Source organism: Kluyvera sp. CRP, assembly GCF_019930565.1.
GTDB lineage: Bacteria > Pseudomonadota > Gammaproteobacteria > Enterobacterales > Enterobacteriaceae > Kluyvera > Kluyvera georgiana_A.
Map to the genome: position 1 here is coordinate 628,015 of NZ_CP082841.1, position 19,839 is coordinate 647,853.

Here is a 19,839-nt window from a genome sequence, read left to right on the forward strand (position 1 = left end):
AACCATGAACTTTTCATTACTGGAACCCCGCTTATTTCGCAATGCGCATCTCTATGCCCCTGACGATCGGGGTATCTGCGATCTGCTGGTCGCTGGGGGAAAAATTGTCGCCATCACCAACGCAAACAGCGAAAGCGTCCCCGAAGCATGCCCGGTCAGCGATCTCAACGGGGCTATCGTCTGCCCAGGATTTATCGATCAGCACGTCCATCTGATTGGCGGCGGCGGAGAAGCGGGCCCACACACCCGGACGCCGGAGGTCAGGTTGTCAAAACTGGTTGAGGCCGGAGTCACCGCCGTCGTTGGCCTGCTCGGCACCGATGGAACAACACGTCATCCGGAGTCATTGCTGGCAAAAACACGCGCCCTGGAGTTCGAAGGAATCAGCGCCTGGATGCTCACCGGCGCTTACGGATTGCCTTCGCCAACCATTACCGATAGCGTGCAAAAAGACGTCGCGCTGATTGATAAAATCATCGGCGTGAAATGCGCCATCTCCGATCACCGTTCCTCAGCGCCCGATACCCATCAGCTTGCCAATATGGCAGCACAGTCTCGCGTAGGCGGGCTGCTTGGGGCGAAAGCAGGCATCTCCGTGTTCCACCTCGGCAATAGCCCCCGCCTGCTGGAACCACTATATGAAATATTGCGCACAGCCGACGTACCGATCACCAAACTACTGCCTACCCACGTCAATCGCGCACAGGCGTTGTTCCAGGCGGCGCTACGTTATGCCAGCGAAGGCGGCTATATTGATATCACCACCAGCATCAACGAGCCTATTGATCCGGCAAGCGCCATCGTGATGGCCCGTGAAGCGCAGGTCCCGCTCGCACGGCTAACGTTAAGCTCCGACGGCAACGGCAGTCAGCCAGAATTTGACCGCCACGGCAACCTGGTCGGCCTTGGCGTCGCCGGGTTCGAGTCGTTGCTGGAGACGCTGCAACAGCTGGTTCAGCAGCATCATCTGCCGCTGGAAGAGGCGCTGCTGCCGCTGACCAGAAACGTCGCGGAGTTTCTCGGGCTGACGCATAAAGGCCGGCTTATACCCGGTTGTGACGCGGATTTTCTGGTGTTGGAAGCAGATTTACGGATTCGGGAAGTATGGGCCAGGGGCCGCCAGATGGTCCGAGACGGTCACGCCTGTGTGAAAGGCACCTTTGAGTAACAAAACCGAGAGATAAAAAAACCCGAGCATCACTGCTCGGGTTTCTTGTCGCTAAAGCGGTTAGCGCACGATTACATCATGCCGCCCATACCGCCCATGCCGCCCATACCGCCAGCAGCACCTAAATCAGGCGCGTCGCCTTTCGGCAGGTCGGTCACCATGCACTCGGTGGTGATCATCAGGCCAGCAACGGAAGCTGCGTACTGCAGAGCAGAACGGGTCACTTTAGTTGGGTCGAGGATACCGAAGTCGATCATGTTGCCGTATTCTTCAGTAGCTGCGTTGTAACCGTAGTTACCTTCGCCCGCTTTCACGTTGTTCGCCACAACAGACGGTTCTTCACCGGCGTTGGAAACGATCTGACGCAGCGGTGCTTCCATTGCGCGCAGCGCAACTTTGATACCGACGTTCTGATCTTCGTTCTGAGCAGTCAGGCCAGCCAGTTTAGCGGCAACGCGAACCAGCGCGACACCACCACCAGCAACCACGCCTTCTTCTACCGCAGCACGGGTCGCGTGCAGGGCGTCATCAACGCGTGCTTTCTTCTCTTTCATTTCAACTTCGGTAGCCGCACCGACTTTGATTACCGCAACGCCGCCAGCCAGTTTCGCTACGCGTTCCTGCAGTTTTTCACGGTCGTAGTCAGAAGTTGCTTCTTCAATCTGTTTGCGGATCTGAGCAACGCGGCCCTGGATTGCAGCTTCTTCACCCACACCATCGATGATGGTGGTGGTGTCTTTGTTGATCACAACGCGTTTCGCCTGACCCAGGTCTTCCAGGGTCGCTTTTTCCAGCTCCATACCGATCTCTTCAGAGATAACGGTACCGCCGGTCAGGGTTGCGATGTCCTGCAGCATAGCTTTACGACGGTCGCCGAAGCCCGGTGCTTTAACAGCAGCGACTTTCACGATACCGCGCATGGTGTTGACCACCAGAGTAGCCAGCGCTTCGCCTTCAACGTCTTCAGCGATGATAACCAGCGGTTTGCCTGCTTTCGCAACGGCTTCCAGAACCGGCAGCATTTCGCGGATGTTGGAGACTTTTTTGTCAGCCAGCAGGATGAACGGGCTTTCCAGCTCAACAGCACCGGTTTCCGGTTTGTTGATGAAGTACGGGGACAGGTAGCCACGGTCGAACTGCATACCTTCTACTACGTCCAGTTCGTCTTCCAGGCCGGTACCGTCTTCAACGGTGATCACGCCTTCTTTACCGACTTTGTCCATCGCTTCAGCGATCAGTTTACCTACGGTTTCGTCGGAGTTAGCGGAGATAGTACCTACCTGAGCAATGGCTTTAGAGTCAGAGCACGGTACGGACAGCGCTTTCAGTTCTTCAACAGCGGAAGCGACAGCTTTGTCGATACCACGTTTCAGATCCATCGGGTTCATGCCCGCAGCAACAGCTTTCAGGCCTTCGGTGATGATAGCCTGCGCCAGTACGGTGGCGGTGGTGGTACCGTCGCCTGCAGCGTCGTTCGCTTTAGAGGCCACTTCTTTCACCATCTGCGCGCCCATGTTTTCGAACTTGTCTTCCAGCTCGATTTCACGTGCTACGGATACGCCATCTTTAGTGATGGTCGGTGCGCCGAAGGATTTGTCCAGCACTACGTTACGGCCTTTCGGACCCAGGGTCACTTTAACTGCGTCTGCCAGTACGTTAACGCCGCGCAGCATTTTCACACGAGCGTCGTTACCAAATTTTACGTCTTTAGCTGCCATTTCTTCTATTCCTCAAATTCGTTCGCGCGTAGCTCTTACGCTTCAACAATTGCCAGGATGTCGCTTTCAGACATGATCAACACTTCTTCATTGTCGATCTTCTCAGATTTCACGCCGTAGCCATCGTTGAAAATCACGATGTCACCAACTTTAACGTCCAGCGGCTGCACGGTTCCGTTTTCCAGGATGCGGCCCTTACCGACAGCGATGATTTCGCCACGAGTTGATTTTGCTGCCGCAGAACCGGTCAGGACGATGCCGCCAGCAGATTTGGTTTCAACTTCTTTGCGTTTGACGATCACACGATCATGTAACGGACGAATACTCATTGATAGCTCTCCTTTGAGAAAGTCATTATCAGTTATGGGTGACGCCGGGCCGTACACGGTTTTCCGGCTAGTGCCAGAGAGATGGGGGTGGTTATTTTGGCCTTCAAGGGGTCACCCTAAAAAAAATTTCGTACCCGATACGAATCGCGATAAATCGCTGAAATACCGGCTTAGAACAGCACAATGCCGCGGGGTCATAAGAAGAGGTGATGTGTTAAAATTTTGCCCTTTGCCAGGGTATGGAAACAAGTCATGTCAGGTCTGAAACAGGAGTTGGGTTTCGCTCAGGGAGTGGGGTTATTGTCGACGTCGCTGCTGGGCACCGGCGTGTTCGCCGTTCCGGCGCTGGGCGCCATCGTCGCCGGGGAGACCAGCCTATGGGCCTGGCCGGCGCTGATAGTGTTGGTTTTCCCGGTGGCGATCGTCTTCGCGCTGCTTGGCCGGCACTTCCCCAGTGCAGGCGGCGTCGCGCACTTTGTGGAGATGGCCTTTGGCCCGCGCCTGGCACGCGTCACCGGCTGGTTGTTCCTGTCGGTGATCCCCGTCGGTCTGCCCGCCGCGCTGCACATCGCCTCGGGCTTTACCCAGGCGCTATTTGGCTGGCACGGCTGGCAACTGCTGATGGCTGAAATGGCTACGCTCGGCCTCGTCTGGTGGCTGGGCCTGCGCGGCGCCAGTTCGAGCGCGAACCTGCAAACGCTGGTTGCGATATTAATTGTCGCCCTGCTGGCCGCAATCTGGGTCTATGGCGATATCTCATTGAAAGCCATCCCTTTCCCGGCGCTTCCGGATGTCGAAATATCGCCGCTATTCGCCGCGCTGTCGGTCATGTTCTGGTGCTTTGTCGGCCTGGAGGCGTTTGCCCATATGGCATCGGAGTTCCGCCATCCGGAGCGTGACTTCCCGCGCGCGCTGATCGTCGGCCTGCTGCTAGCGGGTATTGTCTACTGGGCCTGTACAGTGCTGGTACTGCACTTCCATGCCTACGGTGCCGCCAACACCGCCGCAGCATCATTGCCAACCATCGTGGTACAGCTGTTCGGTGTGCAGGCGTTGTGGGTGGCAAGCGTGGTCGGGTTCCTCGCCTGCTTCGCCAGCCTTAACATCTATATCCAAAGCTTTGCCCGGCTGGTGTGGTCGCAGGCGCAGCATAAGCCAGACAGCTATCTGGCTCGCCTTTCCCCCGGCCTGGTGCCGCGCAACGCGTTAAGCGTGGTGATTGGCAGCTGCATGGTGAGCACGCTGGCCAGCTACTGGCTTAACATCAATCTGGATGCGCTCATCATTTACGCCAACGGCATTTTTATCATGATTTATCTGCTGTGCATGCTGGCAGGCTGCAAGCTGCTGAGCGGGCGTTACCGGGTATTGTCGGTGATGGGCGTGGCGCTGTGCCTGCTGCTGCTGGCGATGGTGGGGTGGAAGAGCCTGTACGCGGTGATAATGCTGGCTGCGCTGTGGGTGCTGCTGCCGAAAAGGAAGGCATAGACTTAAAAAGCCGGAGTGCATAACGCGCTCCGGCTTTTATCATTACGATGGCTTAAGGACGGTTATCGTCTTTATGGTCCAGTTGGTCAGGGCGCTCGTCTTTACGCTGATACTCCCCGTCAAAGGTCTGCCCGCCGTTGGTGCCACCGGCAAAACCGCCACCCGGCATGCGCCCGAAATGCAGGTGCGGCATCAGCTTCACGGTCAGGTGCTTCTGCACCGGCGGCAACAACAATACCAGCCCCAGGAAGTCGGTAAAGAAGCCCGGCAGAAGCAGCAGAAGGCCCGCGAGGATCAGCGATACGCTTTTGATCATCTCCGCCGCCGGGCTTTCGCCCGCCTGCATTTTTTCCTGCATCAGCATCAGGTTTTTGAAGCCCTGGTTACGGACCAGCGACATGCCGATCACCGAGGTAAAAATAACCAGAATCAACGTCATCAGGACGCCAAACACATGGGCGACCTGGATAAAAATAGAGATCTCAATGTAAACATAGAGAAATATGGCAATTAACGGTATCCAGCGCACTGGCATCTCCTGTGAAGTCAACAACGCGTATCACGCGCTTGCAGCGAGTCATCATTCTCTGCACTAAATTGAAATGGTGGTGAATCGCCGCATTTCAATCAGCGGCGGCCCATATTTTTGTCAACAATCGTCAAGCGGTGATTCATTTCACAAATCAATAATTCTTATCAGTTACGTCTGATAATAAGTGATCCAGATTACTGCAATCCGCTATCATCAGCATATGATCATGGACACCGGGCCGTTTAAGGAAATAATCTGCGGTCAGAAAAACGCATGACCACAAAAATCCTGCGTATTTGGTGAAATCATTGGCAGCTCGCAAAAGAAGGTTCACATGCTAAACAACATTCGTATCGAAGAAGATCTGTTAGGTACCAGGGAAGTTCCTGCTGACGCTTACTACGGCGTTCATACTCTGAGAGCGATTGAAAACTTTTACATCAGTAATAGTAAAATCAGCGACATCCCGGAGTTCGTTCGCGGGATGGTCATGGTGAAGAAAGCGGCGGCCCTGGCGAACAAAGAGCTACAAACCATTCCTAAGGGTGTGGCGAATGCCATCATTGCGGCCTGTGATGAAGTTCTGAATAACGGCAAATGCATGGATCAGTTCCCGGTAGACGTCTATCAGGGCGGCGCGGGCACCTCTGTCAACATGAACACCAACGAAGTACTGGCGAACATCGGCCTGGAGCTGATGGGCCACCAGAAAGGTGAATACCAGTACCTGAACCCGAACGACCACGTCAACAAATGCCAGTCCACTAACGATGCCTACCCGACCGGTTTCCGCATCGCGGTGTACGCCTCAATTGTGAAGCTGGTTGATGCCATTCATCAGTTAGGTGAAGGCTTCCAGCGTAAAGCCGTTGAGTTCCAGGACGTGCTGAAAATGGGCCGTACCCAGCTGCAGGACGCGGTACCAATGACCCTGGGCCAGGAATTCCACGCCTTCAGCGTGCTGCTGAACGAAGAGACCAAAAACCTGCTGCGCACCGCGGAGCTGCTGCTGGAAGTAAACCTTGGCGCCACCGCCATCGGTACCCGTCTGAACACCCCGGATGGCTACCAGCAGTTAGCGGTACAGAAACTGGCTGAAGTCAGTAATCTGCCGGTCGTTCCGGCAGAAGATCTGATTGAAGCGACCTCCGACTGCGGCGCATACGTCATGGTCCACAGTTCGCTGAAACGCCTGGCGGTGAAAATGTCGAAGATCTGCAACGACCTTCGCCTGCTCTCCTCCGGCCCGCGCGCAGGCCTGAATGAAATCAACCTGCCGGAGCTGCAGGCCGGTTCTTCTATCATGCCAGCCAAAGTGAACCCGGTCGTTCCAGAAGTCGTGAACCAGGTGTGCTTCAAGGTTATCGGCAACGACACCACCGTCACCATGGCCTCCGAAGCAGGCCAGCTGCAGCTGAACGTGATGGAGCCGGTGATTGGCCAGGCGCTGTTTGAGTCTATCCACATCCTGACTAACGCCTGCTACAACCTGCTGGAAAAATGCGTCGACGGCATCACCGCGAACAAAGAAGTGTGCGAAAGCTACGTCTACAACTCTATTGGTATCGTCACCTACCTGAACCCGTTCATCGGCCACCACAACGGCGATATCGTCGGGAAAATCTGTGCCGAAACCGGTAAGAGCGTGCGTGAAGTGGTACTGGAGCGCGGCCTGCTGACGGAAGCGGAGCTGGACGACATCTTCTCGCCACAGAACCTGATGCACCCGGCCTACAAAGCGAAGCGTTATACCGATGAAAGCGAACAATAGTCTTTCTGACTAATAAACTGAGGCATGTCATGATGACATGCCTTTTTTGTTTCTATAATTCACGAAAACACAACAATTACATATCAACTTGGTAAACAAGGAAGGCTAATATGTTTGGAGCAGAACTGGTCATTGTGCTTCTTGCCATCTACCTGGGGGCAAGACTCGGGGGGATAGGCATCGGCTTTGCCGGCGGCTTCGGCGTGCTGGTGCTAACGCTGATTTTTCAAATTAAACCCGGTGCCATACCGTTTGACGTCATTGAAATCATTATGGCGGTTATCGCCGCGATTGCCGCCATGCAAATCGCCGGCGGGATGGATTATCTTGTCAGCCTCGCCGAACGACTGCTGCGTCGGCACCCCAAATACATCACTTTCCTCGCTCCGCTGGTCACCTGGTTTATGACCATCCTCGCGGGGACCGGGCACACCGCGTTCTCCACGCTACCGGTGATTACCGAAGTGGCGAAAGAACAGGGCATCCGCCCTTCCCGCCCGCTCTCCATCGCCGTGGTGGCCTCGCAGATTGCGATTACCGCCTCGCCGATTTCCGCGGCGGTGGTGTTCTTCGCCGGTATCCTTGAACCGATGGGCGTGAGCTACCTGACGCTGCTGGCTATCTGTATTCCGGTAACGCTGATAGCCGTCCTGCTGACCTCCATCGTCTGTAACTTCCTCGGCTGCGAACTGAAGGACGACCCGGTGTACCAGGAGCGTCTGGCCAAAGGGGAAGTACGCCTGCGCGGCAGCAAGGTCTTTGAGCTGAAGCCGCACGCTAAGCGCTCGGTGCTGCTGTTCCTGGTCGGCATCGTGGCGGTGATGTTCTACGCTACCGCCATCAGCGACACCGTCGGGCTGATTCAGAATCCGGTGCTGCCGCGTAACGAAGCGATCGTGGTGTTTATGCTGACCATCGCCACGCTGATCTGCATCACCTGTAAAGTCGACACCGGTGAAATCCTCAACGCCAGCACCTTTAAATCCGGGATGAGCGCCTGCGTGTGCGTGCTGGGCGTCGCGTGGCTGGGTGATACCTTCGTGAAAGCGCACATCGCCGACATTCAGGCGGTAGCGGGCGATCTGCTGCACAACTACCCGTGGCTGCTGGCGGTGGTGCTGTTCTTTGCCGCAACGCTGCTCTACTCCCAGGCGGCGACCACGAAAGCGCTGATGCCTGCGGCGCTGATGCTTGGCGTCACCCCGCTGACGGCAATTGCGTCTTTCGCCGCCGTCTCCGCGCTGTTCGTATTGCCGACCTACCCAACGCTGCTGGCGGCGGTAGAGATGGACGACACCGGCTCCACTCGGATCGGCAAATACGTATTTAACCACGCGTTTCTGATCCCGGGGGTGATTGCCATTGCCCTCTGCGTCATCCTCGGCTTCATCTTCGGCGGGTTAATGCTCTAACCCTGTGACGCTGTGTAAAAATCGTTAAGGTCGGGCCGCTCTGCGGCCCGATTCACTCAACCCTCTCCAGGTGCCGTGCTATAGTGCCTCTTTTCATCGATAACGAGGTTTACAATGAGCACTCCCGACGCTGTAGTGGTCCTCTGTACTGCTCCGGATGAAGCCACCGCCCAGGACCTGGCAGCCAAAGTGCTGGCAGAGAAATTAGCGGCCTGCGCCACCCTGCTACCCGGCGCGACCTCGCTATACTATTGGGAGGGGAAGCTCGAGCAGGAGTATGAAGTGCAAATGCTGCTAAAAACCGATCTTGCCCACCAGCAGGCGTTGCTGGACTGCCTGAAAGCGCATCACCCGTATCAAACGCCAGAATTGTTAGTGTTACCCGTTACTCACGCAGATGTTGATTATCTCTCATGGCTCAACGCATCCTTACGCTGATCCTGCTGCTTTGCAGCACCTCAGCCTTCGCCGCCGGGTTATTTGACGGACCCGGCCGCAGCAATTTTATTCCTGCTGATCAAGCCTTTGCCTTTGATTTTCAGCAGAACCAGCATGACGTAAACCTGAGCTGGCAGGTGAAAGAGGGCTACTACCTCTATCGCCAGCAGATCAAAATTAATCCGGCTAATGCCAGCATTGCTCCGCTACAGCTCCCCAAAGGCGAACCGCATAACGACGAGTTCTATGGCAAAAGCGAAATCTACCGCCAACACCTGGTCGTGCCGGTGACGCTGACACAGGCCAGCCATGGCGCGACGCTGACGGTGACCTATCAGGGCTGCGCCGACGCGGGGTTCTGCTACCCGCCGGAAACCCGAACCGTGCCGCTGAACGCGGTCTCTGCCCTTCCCCCCTCCGGGGAGAGGGCCGGGGAGAGGGGCGAAACCAGCGCGGACTTACCGTTCTCCGCCCTCTGGGCCCTATTAATCGGCATCGGCATCGCCTTCACCCCCTGCGTGCTGCCGATGTATCCGCTGATCTCCGGCATCGTCCTCGGCGGTAAACAGCGCCTCTCTACCGCTCGCGCGCTGCTGCTGGCCTTTATCTACGTGCAGGGGATGGCGCTGACCTACACCGCCCTCGGCCTGGTGGTGGCCGCCGCCGGGATGCAGTTCCAGGCCGCGTTGCAACATCCGTACGTGCTGATCGGCCTGTCGGCGGTGTTTATCCTGCTGGCGCTGTCGATGTTTGGCGCTTTCTCGCTTCAGTTGCCATCTTCCTTGCAGACCCGTCTCACCCTGATGAGCAACCGCCAGCAGGGCGGCTCCCTCGGCGGCGTGTTCACCATGGGGGCGATTGCCGGGCTGATTTGCTCGCCGTGCACCACCGCGCCGCTGAGCGCCATTCTGCTGTATATCGCCCAGAGCGGTAACCTGTGGCTTGGCGGCGGTACGCTGTACCTGTACGCGCTGGGTATGGGGCTGCCGCTGATTCTGGTCACTGTATTCGGCAACCGCCTGCTGCCAAAAAGCGGGCCGTGGATGGCGCATGTCAAAACCGCCTTTGGCTTTATGATCCTCGCGCTGCCGGTGTTCCTGCTGGAACGGATTATCGGCGACGTATGGGGATTGCGGCTGTGGTCGATGCTCGGCGTGGCGTTCTTCGGCTGGGCATTTATCACCAGCCTCGGGCTGAACAAACCGTGGCAGCGCATTGGGCAAATCATCCTGCTGGCCGCGGCGCTTATCAGCGTGCGCCCGCTTCAGGATTGGGTCTTTGGCCAGACGGCCACGCAGAGTCAGGCGCATCTCAACTTTACCCGCATCAGCAACGTCGAGTCTCTGAACGCCGCGCTGGCTAACGCCCGCGGTAAACCGGTGATGCTCGACCTGTACGCCGACTGGTGCGTGGCCTGCAAAGAGTTTGAGAAGTACACTTTCAGCGACCCGCAGGTGCAGCAGGCACTGCAAAATACGGTACTGCTACAGGCGGACGTAACGGCTAACAGCGCGCAGGACGTAGCGCTGCTAAAACATTTACAGGTACTGGGCCTGCCGACCATCCTCTTCTTTGATGAAGACGGCAACGAGCAGCCCGCCCTACGGGTAACCGGCTTTATGGACGCCGCCGCATTTCGCGCGCATTTGCGCGATCGCCAACCGTAGACAACACTTTGAGACGGATAGCCGTCGGGAACGGAGGAGAATACCGTGCAACGCGAAGACGTATTGGGAGAAGCCCTACAGCTCCTGGAGCAAGAAGGGATTGCAAGCACCACGCTGGAAATGGTGGCCGAGCGCGTGGACCGTCCGCTCGATGAACTGCGCCGCTTCTGGCCGGACAGCGAAGCGCTGCTGTATGACGCGCTGCGCTATTTAAGCCAGCAGGTAGAGACCTGGCGTCGCCAGTTGATGCTCAACGAAGAGATGACAGCCGAAGAGAAGCTACTGGCTCGCTATCCGGCATTGACCAACTGCGTGACCAAAAACCGCTACCCCGGCTGCCTGTTTATCGCTGCCTGCACCTTCTACCCGGACGCCGAGCACCCGATTCATCAGCTCGCCAACCAGCAGAAGCTGGACGCGTTCCACTTCACTCATGAGCTGCTGACCCAACTGGAAGTGGATGACCCCACGATGGTCGCGAAACAGATGGAGCTGGTGCTGGAAGGCTGCCTGAGCCGCATGCTGGTCAATCGCAGCCAGGTTGATGTAGACACCGCGTACCGCCTGGCCGAAGACATTCTGCGCTTCGCCCAGTGCCGGCAGAACGGCGCGCTGACCTAGGCCAGCATCCCACCCACGCGGATGACCGGCCTGTGGCAGCGCGATTTGTGCAAACGCGCGGCGTAAACGCGTAGATTGCCGCAATAGTAAGCAGTTGAACAGCTTTTCGCTGATTTTGGTTGACGCGAGTGAGCGACTACGGTTTAATGCGCTCCGTTGCCCGGATAGCTCAGTCGGTAGAGCAGGGGATTGAAAATCCCCGTGTCCTTGGTTCGATTCCGAGTCCGGGCACCACTTATTCAGAAAACCCAGCCTATGGCTGGGTTTTTGCTTTTTGGAACCATGCTACCTTTCAAGCCTTATCAAACGTCCGCCGCAGAATCCGCCCCTTCCCCCATTTTCACCTCAACTGGTTTCCGTTACCCTATAGCCGCAGGCATCGCGACAACCGCCTTGCCACGCATCCTCAAGGTTCTCCATGACCGCCAAAAACAAAATCCTCCTCAGCGCCTGCCTGGCCGGGCACCGCGTGCGTTACAACGGTACCGATAAATCCTGCACCGCAAACCTGCTGCAACAATGGCGTGAGGAGGGCCGTCTGGTTATTCACTGCCCGGAGCTGGCGGCGGGGCTTGAGACGCCGCGACTGTCGGCGGAGATGGTTAACGGTCAGGGTATCGAGGTGCTGAACGGGCGTGCGCAGGTGCTGGAAAGCGACGGGCGCAATGTTACACAACCCTACGTGCTGGCCGCCTGGCTGGCGCTGCAAACCGCGCAGCAACACGGCTGTCGGTTTGCGATTATGACCGACGGCAGCCCCACCTGCGGCAGCCTGCACGTTTACGACGGCTCGTTTCGCGGCATGAAGGTGCCGGGCGAAGGGGTCGCGGCGGCGCTGTTGCGCCAGCATGGGGTTGAGGTGTTTAGCGAGTTTCAGTTGGATGCGCTGCAGCAGCGGCTTGATGAGGTTGAGGGAGCATAGATCCCGCCCGCCCGGCATCGGTGCAATGCGCCTCATCCGGGCGACCTGATACTTTACGCCTTCCTACTTCAGAGAAAGTCCCCTCATGGAAATTTATAATCCAGATCACGGAAATTAATTTCTAAATCATAAAACCTATTTCCGTCCTCCCCTTGTTAAGATCCCTCCCGAGAGCCACTGCGGCCTCAGCGCCGCATAATAAGAGGTGCACTCCATGCGTAAAGATTTAACCAGTAACGAGCTGAGAATTTATAAATTCTGCCAGGAGCACCCGGCCGACGTTTATAAAATGAAAATTCATGAACTGGCCGAGCGCGTTTATACCACCGCACCGTCTATTTCGAAACTGGTTAAGAAATTAGGCTTTAATAATTTTCAGGAGTTTAAGGTCGATGTTCGCGACGTATTCTCCATGTCGCAAAACTCACAGCATCATAATGCCTTCGTGAGCGAGTATCTCCAGGAAATGCAGGATGCCTTAACTAAGGTTTCCGAGAGTAAAATAAAAGCCTTTTGTGATTTTTTATCCACATGTAACACGATTATTACCTGGGGATACGGTACTTCGGACAGCGTGGCAAATTATGTCAGCTATAACCTGATGGTGCTGGGCTTTAATATCCTCAATGAAACGGACTATACCAACTGTAATGTGCGTAGCCGCTTTCTGACCGCCGATGACTGCGTGTTGATTGTATCCAACAGCGGCGAGTCGGAAATGCTGGAAGAAATCATCACCAATGCGCGGAAAAACGGCATCAAAGTTGCCGCCATCACCAGCCGGGAAAATTCGACGCTGGCGCTTAAGGCCGATGCCGCCCTGATCTATAAAAACGCCATTATTAAAAACACGGCATTTGAAAATATTAGCTATCCGATTCAGATAGCCATCATCGACATCATGCTTTTTCATTTATCCAATGTCAGAAAAGTATCACTGAAATTTAATTCAAAGGTAGAAGACTCATGACCCAACTTAAACTCGTTGTGATTGGCGCTGGCAGCAGCTATACCCCTGAACTGATTGAAGGGGTTATTATTAATCATCATCAGCTGCCGATATCCCATATTGCTTTTGTCGACATCGAAATGGGCAAAGAGAAAATGAACATCATTTTCGAGCTCACCAAAAGAATGCTGGCCAAAGCAGGCTTACCGATTGATGTCAGCCAAACCTTCGACCGAAAAACAGCGCTACAGGAGGCGGATTTCGTGGTGACGCAGCTGCGTGTCGGCGGTATTGACGCTCGTATCGTCGATGAAAAACTACCGAAATCATACGGTTTTATTGGCCAGGAAACCAACGGCGCGGGCGGGATGTTTAAAGCGTTGCGCACCATTCCGGTGATTATCGACATTGCCAATGAAATGAAAGAGATTTGCCCTAACGCGTGGCTGATCAACTTCACCAACCCGGCTTCCATGGTGACCGAAGCGGTTCTCAAATACAGCAGTAACAACCGGGTGATTGGCCTGTGCAATGGCCCGATCAATATGACCCATCAGGTTGCCGGCCTGCTAAATGTTGACGTTGCCGATTTGTTCGTTGAGTTCAAAGGCTCCAACCACATGAACTTTATTACCAAAATTCTGCACAACGGCGTAGACCGCACCCGGGAAACCATCGAGATAATCAACGCAGCCGATGTCGACCAACTGAGCTTTAAAAACGTCAGCAACGAGCAGTTTAATAAAGAGCTGCTGGCCGCCACCAACCTGATCCCATCCTCGTATTTAAAGTACTACCTCAAAACCACCGAGATGTTGGCAGAGCAGGAGGCCGCCGAGCTATCACGTGGTGAAATCGTCAAAAATATCGAAGCCGAGCTGTTTAAAAAATACAGCGACGTCACGCTTCAGGATAAGCCTAAAGAGCTGGAGGCCCGCGGCGGCGCGCTCTATTCCGCTGCGGCGCTGAACGTCATTCGTGCCATTTACCTCGACGATAAGAGTATTCAAACCGTCAACGTTCGCAACGGCGGCGCGATTACCAATTTACCGGAAGATGCGGTAGTGGAAGTGAACTGCGTCCTCACCCGTAATGGCCCAATGCCAATTTGCACCGGCGAAATTCCGTCTCCCGCCAAAGGTATTGTGTCGATGATGAAGGACTATGAAGCGCAGATCGTCAAAGCCGCCGCCACCGGCAACTATCAGGCACTGATCGCAGGCTTCCTCTTCAATCCATTATGTTCAAGCGACAATAAGGGCGTTGAGCTGGTGAAAGAGATGCTGCGGGCCAATAAAAAGTATCTGCCGCTGTTCGCCAACAAAATTGAATCACTCTAATCGCGGGAAGACACCGATGAAATGTACAGCTTTTGATACCAACGCCGCGCTGGCCGAGCAGGTGGTCAGCGAACTCTCAGCGCTTAAGCCGCATTCCCGCGTGTTAATCCCTTCGGGGAGCACACCGCGCTGGGTTTACGACCTGCTGGCGACAACGAAGGTTGCCGAACATCTCACCTTCTTTGCGCTGGATGAATGGGTTAACGTGCCCAGCGAGTCCGATGGCAGCTGCCTGAGTATGATTAATCAGGACTTTGTGCATAAATGCGCGCATCCGGTGCAGTTAATCCATTTTGATCCTTACGCCTCGACGGCGCAGAACATTGCCCATTACAACGCCGCGCTCAACGGCGCAGAGTTTGATTATGTGATTCTGGGTGTCGGGATGAATGGACATATCGGCTTAAACGAACCGGGCGTTTCTTTTGCTGAGGATTACCTGCAAACCCAACTGGATGACGTCACCATTAACGTCGCCAGCCACAAATACTTTTCCGGCGACGTCACACTCAACGAAGGCATTACCGTGGGGCTGAACAAAATCATTAAGGCCGGCAAAGTGATCGTCATTATTAACCACGAGGATAAAAAAGGGATTTATCAGGAGATCGTGAACGGTGATGCCCATCACACCGAAATCCCGGCCATTTATATTAAGCAATTCCCGCACGTTAATTACTACATTACCAAAAACCTTCAAGGGTAAGCGGAAATGAGCATAACCTCTCTACTCGAACAAAAGATGTTGCCGTTGGCCGAGAAAATCTCGTCAAACATCTATTTAACCGCCCTCAAAAATGCCTTTATTGCCCTGATTCCTTTTTTAATCGTCGGCTCCTTTTTCCTGCTGCTCACCAACTTTCCGATTAGCGGCTACAACGAGTTTATGACCTCGCTGCTCGGAAAAGGCACGCTGGATAAGCTCAACTACGGGATTAACGCCAGCTACGGATTAATGACCCTGCTTGTGATTATCACCTTTTCAAAGGAGTTAGTCGAAAAGCTCAACCTCAGCCAGAGTGCCGCTATTTTACCGGTAGCGATCTTCTTCTTAATGCTGCCTGGAAGTATCACTACCGAGTCTGGCACTCTTGTTGATGGGGCTTATGCGCTGCTGGACTTTAGTTCGGAGTCGATGTTTTTAGGGATCATTGTCACCCTGGTCACCATCAAGATGATTGAGTTCCTGGAGCACAGAGCCTTTACCATCAAGATGCCAGACAGTGTGCCACCCGAAATTGCCAGGTCGTTTAAATCGCTGGTCCCCATTCTTGTGGTGCTACTGTTCTGGATAATCGTGAAGGTGCTGTTTGAAAATACCCATTTCGGCACCCCGGGGAAATTTATCAGCGTCGCGCTGCAACAGCCGCTGCTCTATTTAGGCAACTCCATCTTTTCGCAGCTTATTGCTGAAATGATGATCAGCCTGTTCTGGTTCTTCGGTATTCACGGCGACTCTATTGTCTCATCGGTGATGGGGCCAATCTGGCAGACGCTTAGCGCGCAGAATCTGGCGCAAACCCAGGAAGGTCTGGCGGCGACCAACATCATCACTCAGCAGTTCAGGGATGTGTATTTGATTGCCGGCGGCACCGGTTTTACCGGCGCGCTGCTCATCAGCATCTTTATGGTCGCGAAAAGCACTCGCCTAAAGCAGCTTTCAAAACTGGCGGCCCCGGCTGCCATTTTTAATATTAACGAACCGGTGATTTTTGGTCTGCCGATCGTACTCAATCCACTGATGCTTATCCCATTTCTGCTAACGCCAATGGTGCTCTGCACGATAACCTACGTGGTGATAGCACTCGGCTGGGTGCCGCCAACGTCCGGGGTTGCAATTCCGTGGACGACACCGATCTTTGTATCCGGGTTTTTAACCACCGGGATTTCCGGCGTAATTTTACAAGCGGTGAATCTGGCTATCGCCACCGCGATTTATCTACCGTTCGTGAAGATTTTAGATAAACAGTACCTTCATGAAGAGCATCAGATGGCCTGCAGGTCCGAGGAACTTCAACCACAGTCGTAACGTGGTGCCCCCTTCTCTTTTTTTAAGGAGGAGGGGACACTCACAAAGAACAAAGCCGGCTTCAACGATCAGGTCACCCAGAGGATTAAGCGGGAGTTTGGCCAGGTATACCATCAGGAAGGTTAGCCCTTCCGATGTAGCCTAACGAGAGGCCCGTAACTTCAGCCAGTTCACTAATTTCCACACCTGGGTTGAATGCGAGCCCTTAAATAGAACAATATCGTCATCCTGAATATCCTCCAGATAAGCCGCTTTAAACGCATCGACTTCATCCAGGAAAATGTATCGCTTACCCGCATCAATTATGCTGTCATAAACTTTATAACTATTGCCAATGAGGTAAATTGTATCAATCTGACTACGGTTGATGCTCTCAATCAGGGCGCGATAATACTGCTCATAACGATCGCCGAGCTCGGCCATCTCCCCCAAAACAAGCACTTTACGTCCCGGAGAGACTGACTCGCTCAGTTGCGATATCGCCATCATCATTGAACCAGGGTTAGCGTTATAGGCGTCATCAATGACAGTTAGCGGGTGTGCGTCGACGACCAGACGATTCACTTCACCTCTTCCCGGCAATGCCTGGAAGCGCGTCAACCTCGGTAGCGCCGCCTCAGGGGCATAGCCTAGCGACGAAACAACAGCTAGCGTGGCGACGCTGTTTAGCGCCATATGAACGCCTTCCGCCTGCATCGTATAGCTGAGGGTCTGGCCAAAAATCTCCGCCTTAACACCGTTCGTCGCCGCGTCGTACGCTAACAGGCGGCAATCACAGACTTCCTGTTGACCATAGGTGACTATCCGTAACCCCTGCTTCACCGCTGCCGCATAAATGCAGTCCCATTCCTGCATATCACGGTTGAGCACAGCCACATCGCCAGGTTTCATGCCCAGAAAAATCATCGCTTTGGTGCGCGCAATATCGCGTAGCGACTGGTTTTCTTTCAGATGAACCGCCTGAATATTCGTCACAACAGCGACGTTTGGCCGTGCCATCCGCGTACTGATATCCATACGGCCAATGGCGATTTCCAGCACCACCTGCGGGGTATCCCACGGCATCGAAGCAATATTCCACGCGACGCCGCGCGGCAGGTTGGCATTTTGCGCGCTGCCGAGTGCCGGCCCCCACTCCGCCAGCGCGGCGGTGAGCATGGCGACGCAAGTGGTTTTCCCGGCGCTCCCCGTGACGCCAATCACGTTGCCGACCATTTTGTTACGGGCATATCGCCCCATATTCAACAACGCTTCGTTCCGGTCCTCGACCAGATAAACGGGAATATTGCTCCCGGTAACCCGTTCTGCATCATCGACAATAAGCGCAGCGGGTGGATACGGAAGTTTATCGAGTCGCTCTGCTAGCACGCCGCCATCTTCATTTTCTGCACGCACACAAACCATATTGCCGGGCTGCATGGCGGGTGAAAAAATCGATACCCCCGTCGCGCACCAGTCTTCCGGCGGAGGGGTTAGCCAACGACCAGGCGCGGCTTGCATTAAAGATTCAACTGTCCAGCAGGCCCCTGCCAAAAATCCTTTTTCTTTTTTCTGACTCATTTTTTCTCCTGAAAAATTGAATGCTGATGCAGCCGAGCCTGCAATGGTACGGACGGGATTATTCAACTATTTAGCCGCCAAATTATTTGATCCCGATAGGGTAATTTTCTATTCTCAGGGCAATATAGTAGAAATGTAGAATACATAAATCGCAATACGTAATGCTATTTTGATGCGATTCATCTCAGACAGGGTGTCACCACATGACAAGGAGCTTCAATGTCACTGAGCCAATTACTTGCGCATGTGCGCCCCGGACTCGATACGCTTAATGCTGCTGCGCAGCCTGCGCCCTTTCCTGCCTACATCCTGTTTCTCAGCACATGTAGCGGTCAGGAACGCGCTTATACGGCCTATGCCTGCGGCAGCACATTGGAGGAAGCCTGGCAATGTGCCGTGGACGATTTACAGTGCTGGGAGCAGCAACAGTCTGCGCCGCTTATCTGGCTGCGCGCCGATCTGGTCGATAAAATCCAGACCCTGCGCTGGGATGCTCTGCAAGAGAAACTGGAGAAGACCAAGCGTAACTATTTCCGCTTTGGTCTGAGCTTTACGCCCGACTTCCAAAGGCCGATACTCGAGCAGGAAATTAACGCTAACGCCCTGCTGTATCACAGTAAAGAGGGGATCGCGACGCCCAATACGCCTAATTTATCGCATTTCTCTCGTTGGCGCTTCGGCTGCGAATTGCGCTGGCCAGAGAATCCCGAGCAGCTGATCTGGCGCTTTACGACCCGCAGCGTATTTTGCGACGGCGAGCAAGTCTACCCCATTGAATCCAAAGGCCGAAACTCCGGTTACCGCCAACTCCATCACTGGCAAGAAGAAACGCTCGACCCGATGATCGTTTCTGCCACCGATTATCTGGCACGCCAGGTGAAAAACTCGGGCCGCTATCACTATGGCTGGTTCCCCTGTTTCGATCGTGCCATCCCTACTTACAATGCGCTGCGTCACGCCAGCTCCACCTACGCGCTATTGGAAGGCTGGGAAGTGACGCAGGAGCCCGCGCACTTTGCCGCCATTGAACGCGCACTTGGCGACCTGTCGAACGAGCTTATCGAAACGCGCCGTCTGCCCGACGGCAGCAACGCCGATTTTCTTATCGACACTGGCGGCGAAATTAAGCTCGGCGGGAATGCAGTTTGTATACTGGCAATGGCCAAATACACCGAGCTCACCGGCGACCAACGCTATCTGCCACAGATGCAGCGTCTGGCAAACGGCATCAGCTTTATGCAAAAAACCGATACCGGCGGCTTTAATCACGTACTGAACGCCGCCGATCTGTCGCTGAAGGCCGAACACCGAATTATCTATTACGACGGCGAGGCGGCATTCGCGCTGATGCGTTTGTACGGGCTGACCAAAACGCCGCGCTGGCTGGAAATCGTTGAACGCGCGATGGATCACTTTATCGCGCAGAAGCACTGGCAGGCTCACGACCACTGGCTAAGCTACTGTGTAAACGAGTTAACGCTGTACCGTCCGCTTGAGCGTTATTATCAGTTTGGCCTGGACAACGTGCGCGATCACCTGGACTTCGTGATCAACCGGGTCACCACCTACCCGACGCTGCTCGAACTGATGATGGCGGCGTCGCGCATGCTAAGCCGTCTGGCCACTTCCGAGCATCGTCACCTGCTGGACGGGTTCGATCTGGAGAAGTTCAACCTGGCGCTGGAGACGCGGGCGCGGTACCTCGCGAACGGTTTTTTCTGGCCGGAACTGGCAATGTTCTTCAAAAATCCGCCCCGGATCGTGGGCAGTTTTTTCATTCGTCACCACAGTTTCCGGGTGCGCATTGATGATGTCGAACACTACCTTTCCGGCTATGTTGCTTACCGAAAACACTGGCGTCATCAGCATGACAAGACGACATAATCCCTTAATGA

General features: G+C 54.7%; 17 protein-coding genes and 1 tRNA gene. 14 read left to right on the forward strand and 4 right to left on the reverse strand.

The features are described 5' to 3' along the window. The first annotated feature begins 4 nt into the window (after positions 1-4). Entirely contained in the window at positions 5-1,168 is a 1,164-nt protein-coding gene (iadA, locus tag K7B04_RS02915; protein WP_163447345.1) for a beta-aspartyl-peptidase, read from the forward strand. Between the two features lie 71 nt (positions 1,169-1,239). On the opposite strand, the gene groL is transcribed toward iadA, so the two are convergent. After that, entirely contained in the window at positions 1,240-2,886 is a 1,647-nt protein-coding gene (gene groL / locus K7B04_RS02920) for a chaperonin GroEL (RefSeq protein WP_064546803.1), read from the reverse strand. A gap of 35 nt (positions 2,887-2,921) precedes the next feature. Beyond that, positions 2,922-3,215 carry a co-chaperone GroES gene (locus tag K7B04_RS02925; RefSeq protein ID WP_003855929.1) on the reverse strand — a complete coding sequence of 98 codons (294 nt, stop codon included), beginning with the start codon at positions 3,213-3,215 and terminating at the stop codon, positions 2,922-2,924. Positions 3,216-3,467: 252 nt separating this feature from the next. Between K7B04_RS02925 and yjeH the strand changes: the two genes are divergently transcribed. Continuing rightward, positions 3,468-4,703: an L-methionine/branched-chain amino acid transporter gene (yjeH, locus tag K7B04_RS02930; protein ID WP_163447344.1), complete on the forward strand. Its 1,236-nt coding sequence runs from the start codon at positions 3,468-3,470 to the stop codon at positions 4,701-4,703. A 52-nt stretch (positions 4,704-4,755) separates the two neighbouring features. Here the strand turns inward: yjeH and K7B04_RS02935 are convergent, their stop codons facing one another. Beyond that, positions 4,756-5,232, reverse strand: a complete 477-nt coding sequence (locus tag K7B04_RS02935; RefSeq protein WP_064546798.1) for an FxsA family protein — start codon at positions 5,230-5,232, stop codon at positions 4,756-4,758. A 337-nt stretch (positions 5,233-5,569) separates the two neighbouring features. Between K7B04_RS02935 and aspA the strand changes: the two genes are divergently transcribed. The 11 genes from aspA to K7B04_RS02990 all read left to right on the forward strand — a co-directional run bounded on the left by aspA (position 5,570) and on the right by K7B04_RS02990 (position 16,384). After that, on the forward strand, positions 5,570-7,006 hold the full coding sequence (gene aspA, locus K7B04_RS02940; protein WP_163447343.1) for an aspartate ammonia-lyase: 1,437 nt from the start codon (positions 5,570-5,572) through the stop codon (positions 7,004-7,006). Positions 7,007-7,116: 110 nt separating this feature from the next. Then, the gene (locus tag K7B04_RS02945; RefSeq protein ID WP_163447342.1) at positions 7,117-8,418 is read left to right on the forward strand and encodes an anaerobic C4-dicarboxylate transporter; all 1,302 of its coding nucleotides are present in this window, start codon (positions 7,117-7,119) and stop codon (positions 8,416-8,418) included. A gap of 114 nt (positions 8,419-8,532) precedes the next feature. Further along, positions 8,533-8,856, forward strand: coding sequence for a divalent cation tolerance protein CutA (gene cutA, locus K7B04_RS02950; RefSeq protein ID WP_064546792.1), 324 nt, complete (start codon positions 8,533-8,535; stop codon positions 8,854-8,856). Next, positions 8,832-10,523, forward strand: a complete 1,692-nt coding sequence (locus tag K7B04_RS02955; protein WP_223803460.1) for a protein-disulfide reductase DsbD — start codon at positions 8,832-8,834, stop codon at positions 10,521-10,523. Before cutA ends, K7B04_RS02955 begins: the two co-directional genes overlap by 25 nt. Positions 10,524-10,568: 45 nt before the next feature. Further along, positions 10,569-11,144: a transcriptional regulator gene (locus K7B04_RS02960; RefSeq protein ID WP_223803461.1), complete on the forward strand. Its 576-nt coding sequence runs from the start codon at positions 10,569-10,571 to the stop codon at positions 11,142-11,144. Positions 11,145-11,302: 158 nt separating this feature from the next. Continuing rightward, positions 11,303-11,378, forward strand: a tRNA-Phe gene (locus tag K7B04_RS02965). Positions 11,379-11,562: 184 nt separating this feature from the next. Next, positions 11,563-12,066: a DUF523 domain-containing protein gene (locus K7B04_RS02970; RefSeq protein ID WP_223803462.1), complete on the forward strand. Its 504-nt coding sequence runs from the start codon at positions 11,563-11,565 to the stop codon at positions 12,064-12,066. A 214-nt stretch (positions 12,067-12,280) separates the two neighbouring features. Beyond that, the gene (locus K7B04_RS02975) at positions 12,281-13,036 is read left to right on the forward strand and encodes a MurR/RpiR family transcriptional regulator (protein ID WP_163448683.1); all 756 of its coding nucleotides are present in this window, start codon (positions 12,281-12,283) and stop codon (positions 13,034-13,036) included. Then, the gene (locus tag K7B04_RS02980) at positions 13,033-14,355 is read left to right on the forward strand and encodes a 6-phospho-beta-glucosidase (RefSeq protein ID WP_223803463.1); all 1,323 of its coding nucleotides are present in this window, start codon (positions 13,033-13,035) and stop codon (positions 14,353-14,355) included. Before K7B04_RS02975 ends, K7B04_RS02980 begins: the two co-directional genes overlap by 4 nt. Positions 14,356-14,371: 16 nt before the next feature. Next, on the forward strand, positions 14,372-15,061 hold the full coding sequence (locus K7B04_RS02985; protein ID WP_223803464.1) for a 6-phosphogluconolactonase: 690 nt from the start codon (positions 14,372-14,374) through the stop codon (positions 15,059-15,061). A gap of 6 nt (positions 15,062-15,067) precedes the next feature. Next, positions 15,068-16,384 (forward strand): PTS transporter subunit EIIC, encoded by a 1,317-nt coding sequence (locus K7B04_RS02990; protein ID WP_223803465.1) that lies wholly within the window; start codon positions 15,068-15,070, stop codon positions 16,382-16,384. 141 nt (positions 16,385-16,525) lie between these two features. Here the strand turns inward: K7B04_RS02990 and murF are convergent, their stop codons facing one another. Then, entirely contained in the window at positions 16,526-17,944 is a 1,419-nt protein-coding gene (gene murF, locus K7B04_RS02995; RefSeq protein WP_163448679.1) for a UDP-N-acetylmuramoyl-tripeptide--D-alanyl-D-alanine ligase, read from the reverse strand. Positions 17,945-18,163: 219 nt separating this feature from the next. On the opposite strand from murF, the gene K7B04_RS03000 reads away from it, so the two are divergent. Beyond that, complete coding sequence (locus K7B04_RS03000) at positions 18,164-19,828, forward strand: Mur ligase (protein ID WP_163448678.1); 1,665 nt, start codon at positions 18,164-18,166, stop codon at positions 19,826-19,828. The last annotated feature ends 11 nt before the right edge of the window (positions 19,829-19,839 follow it).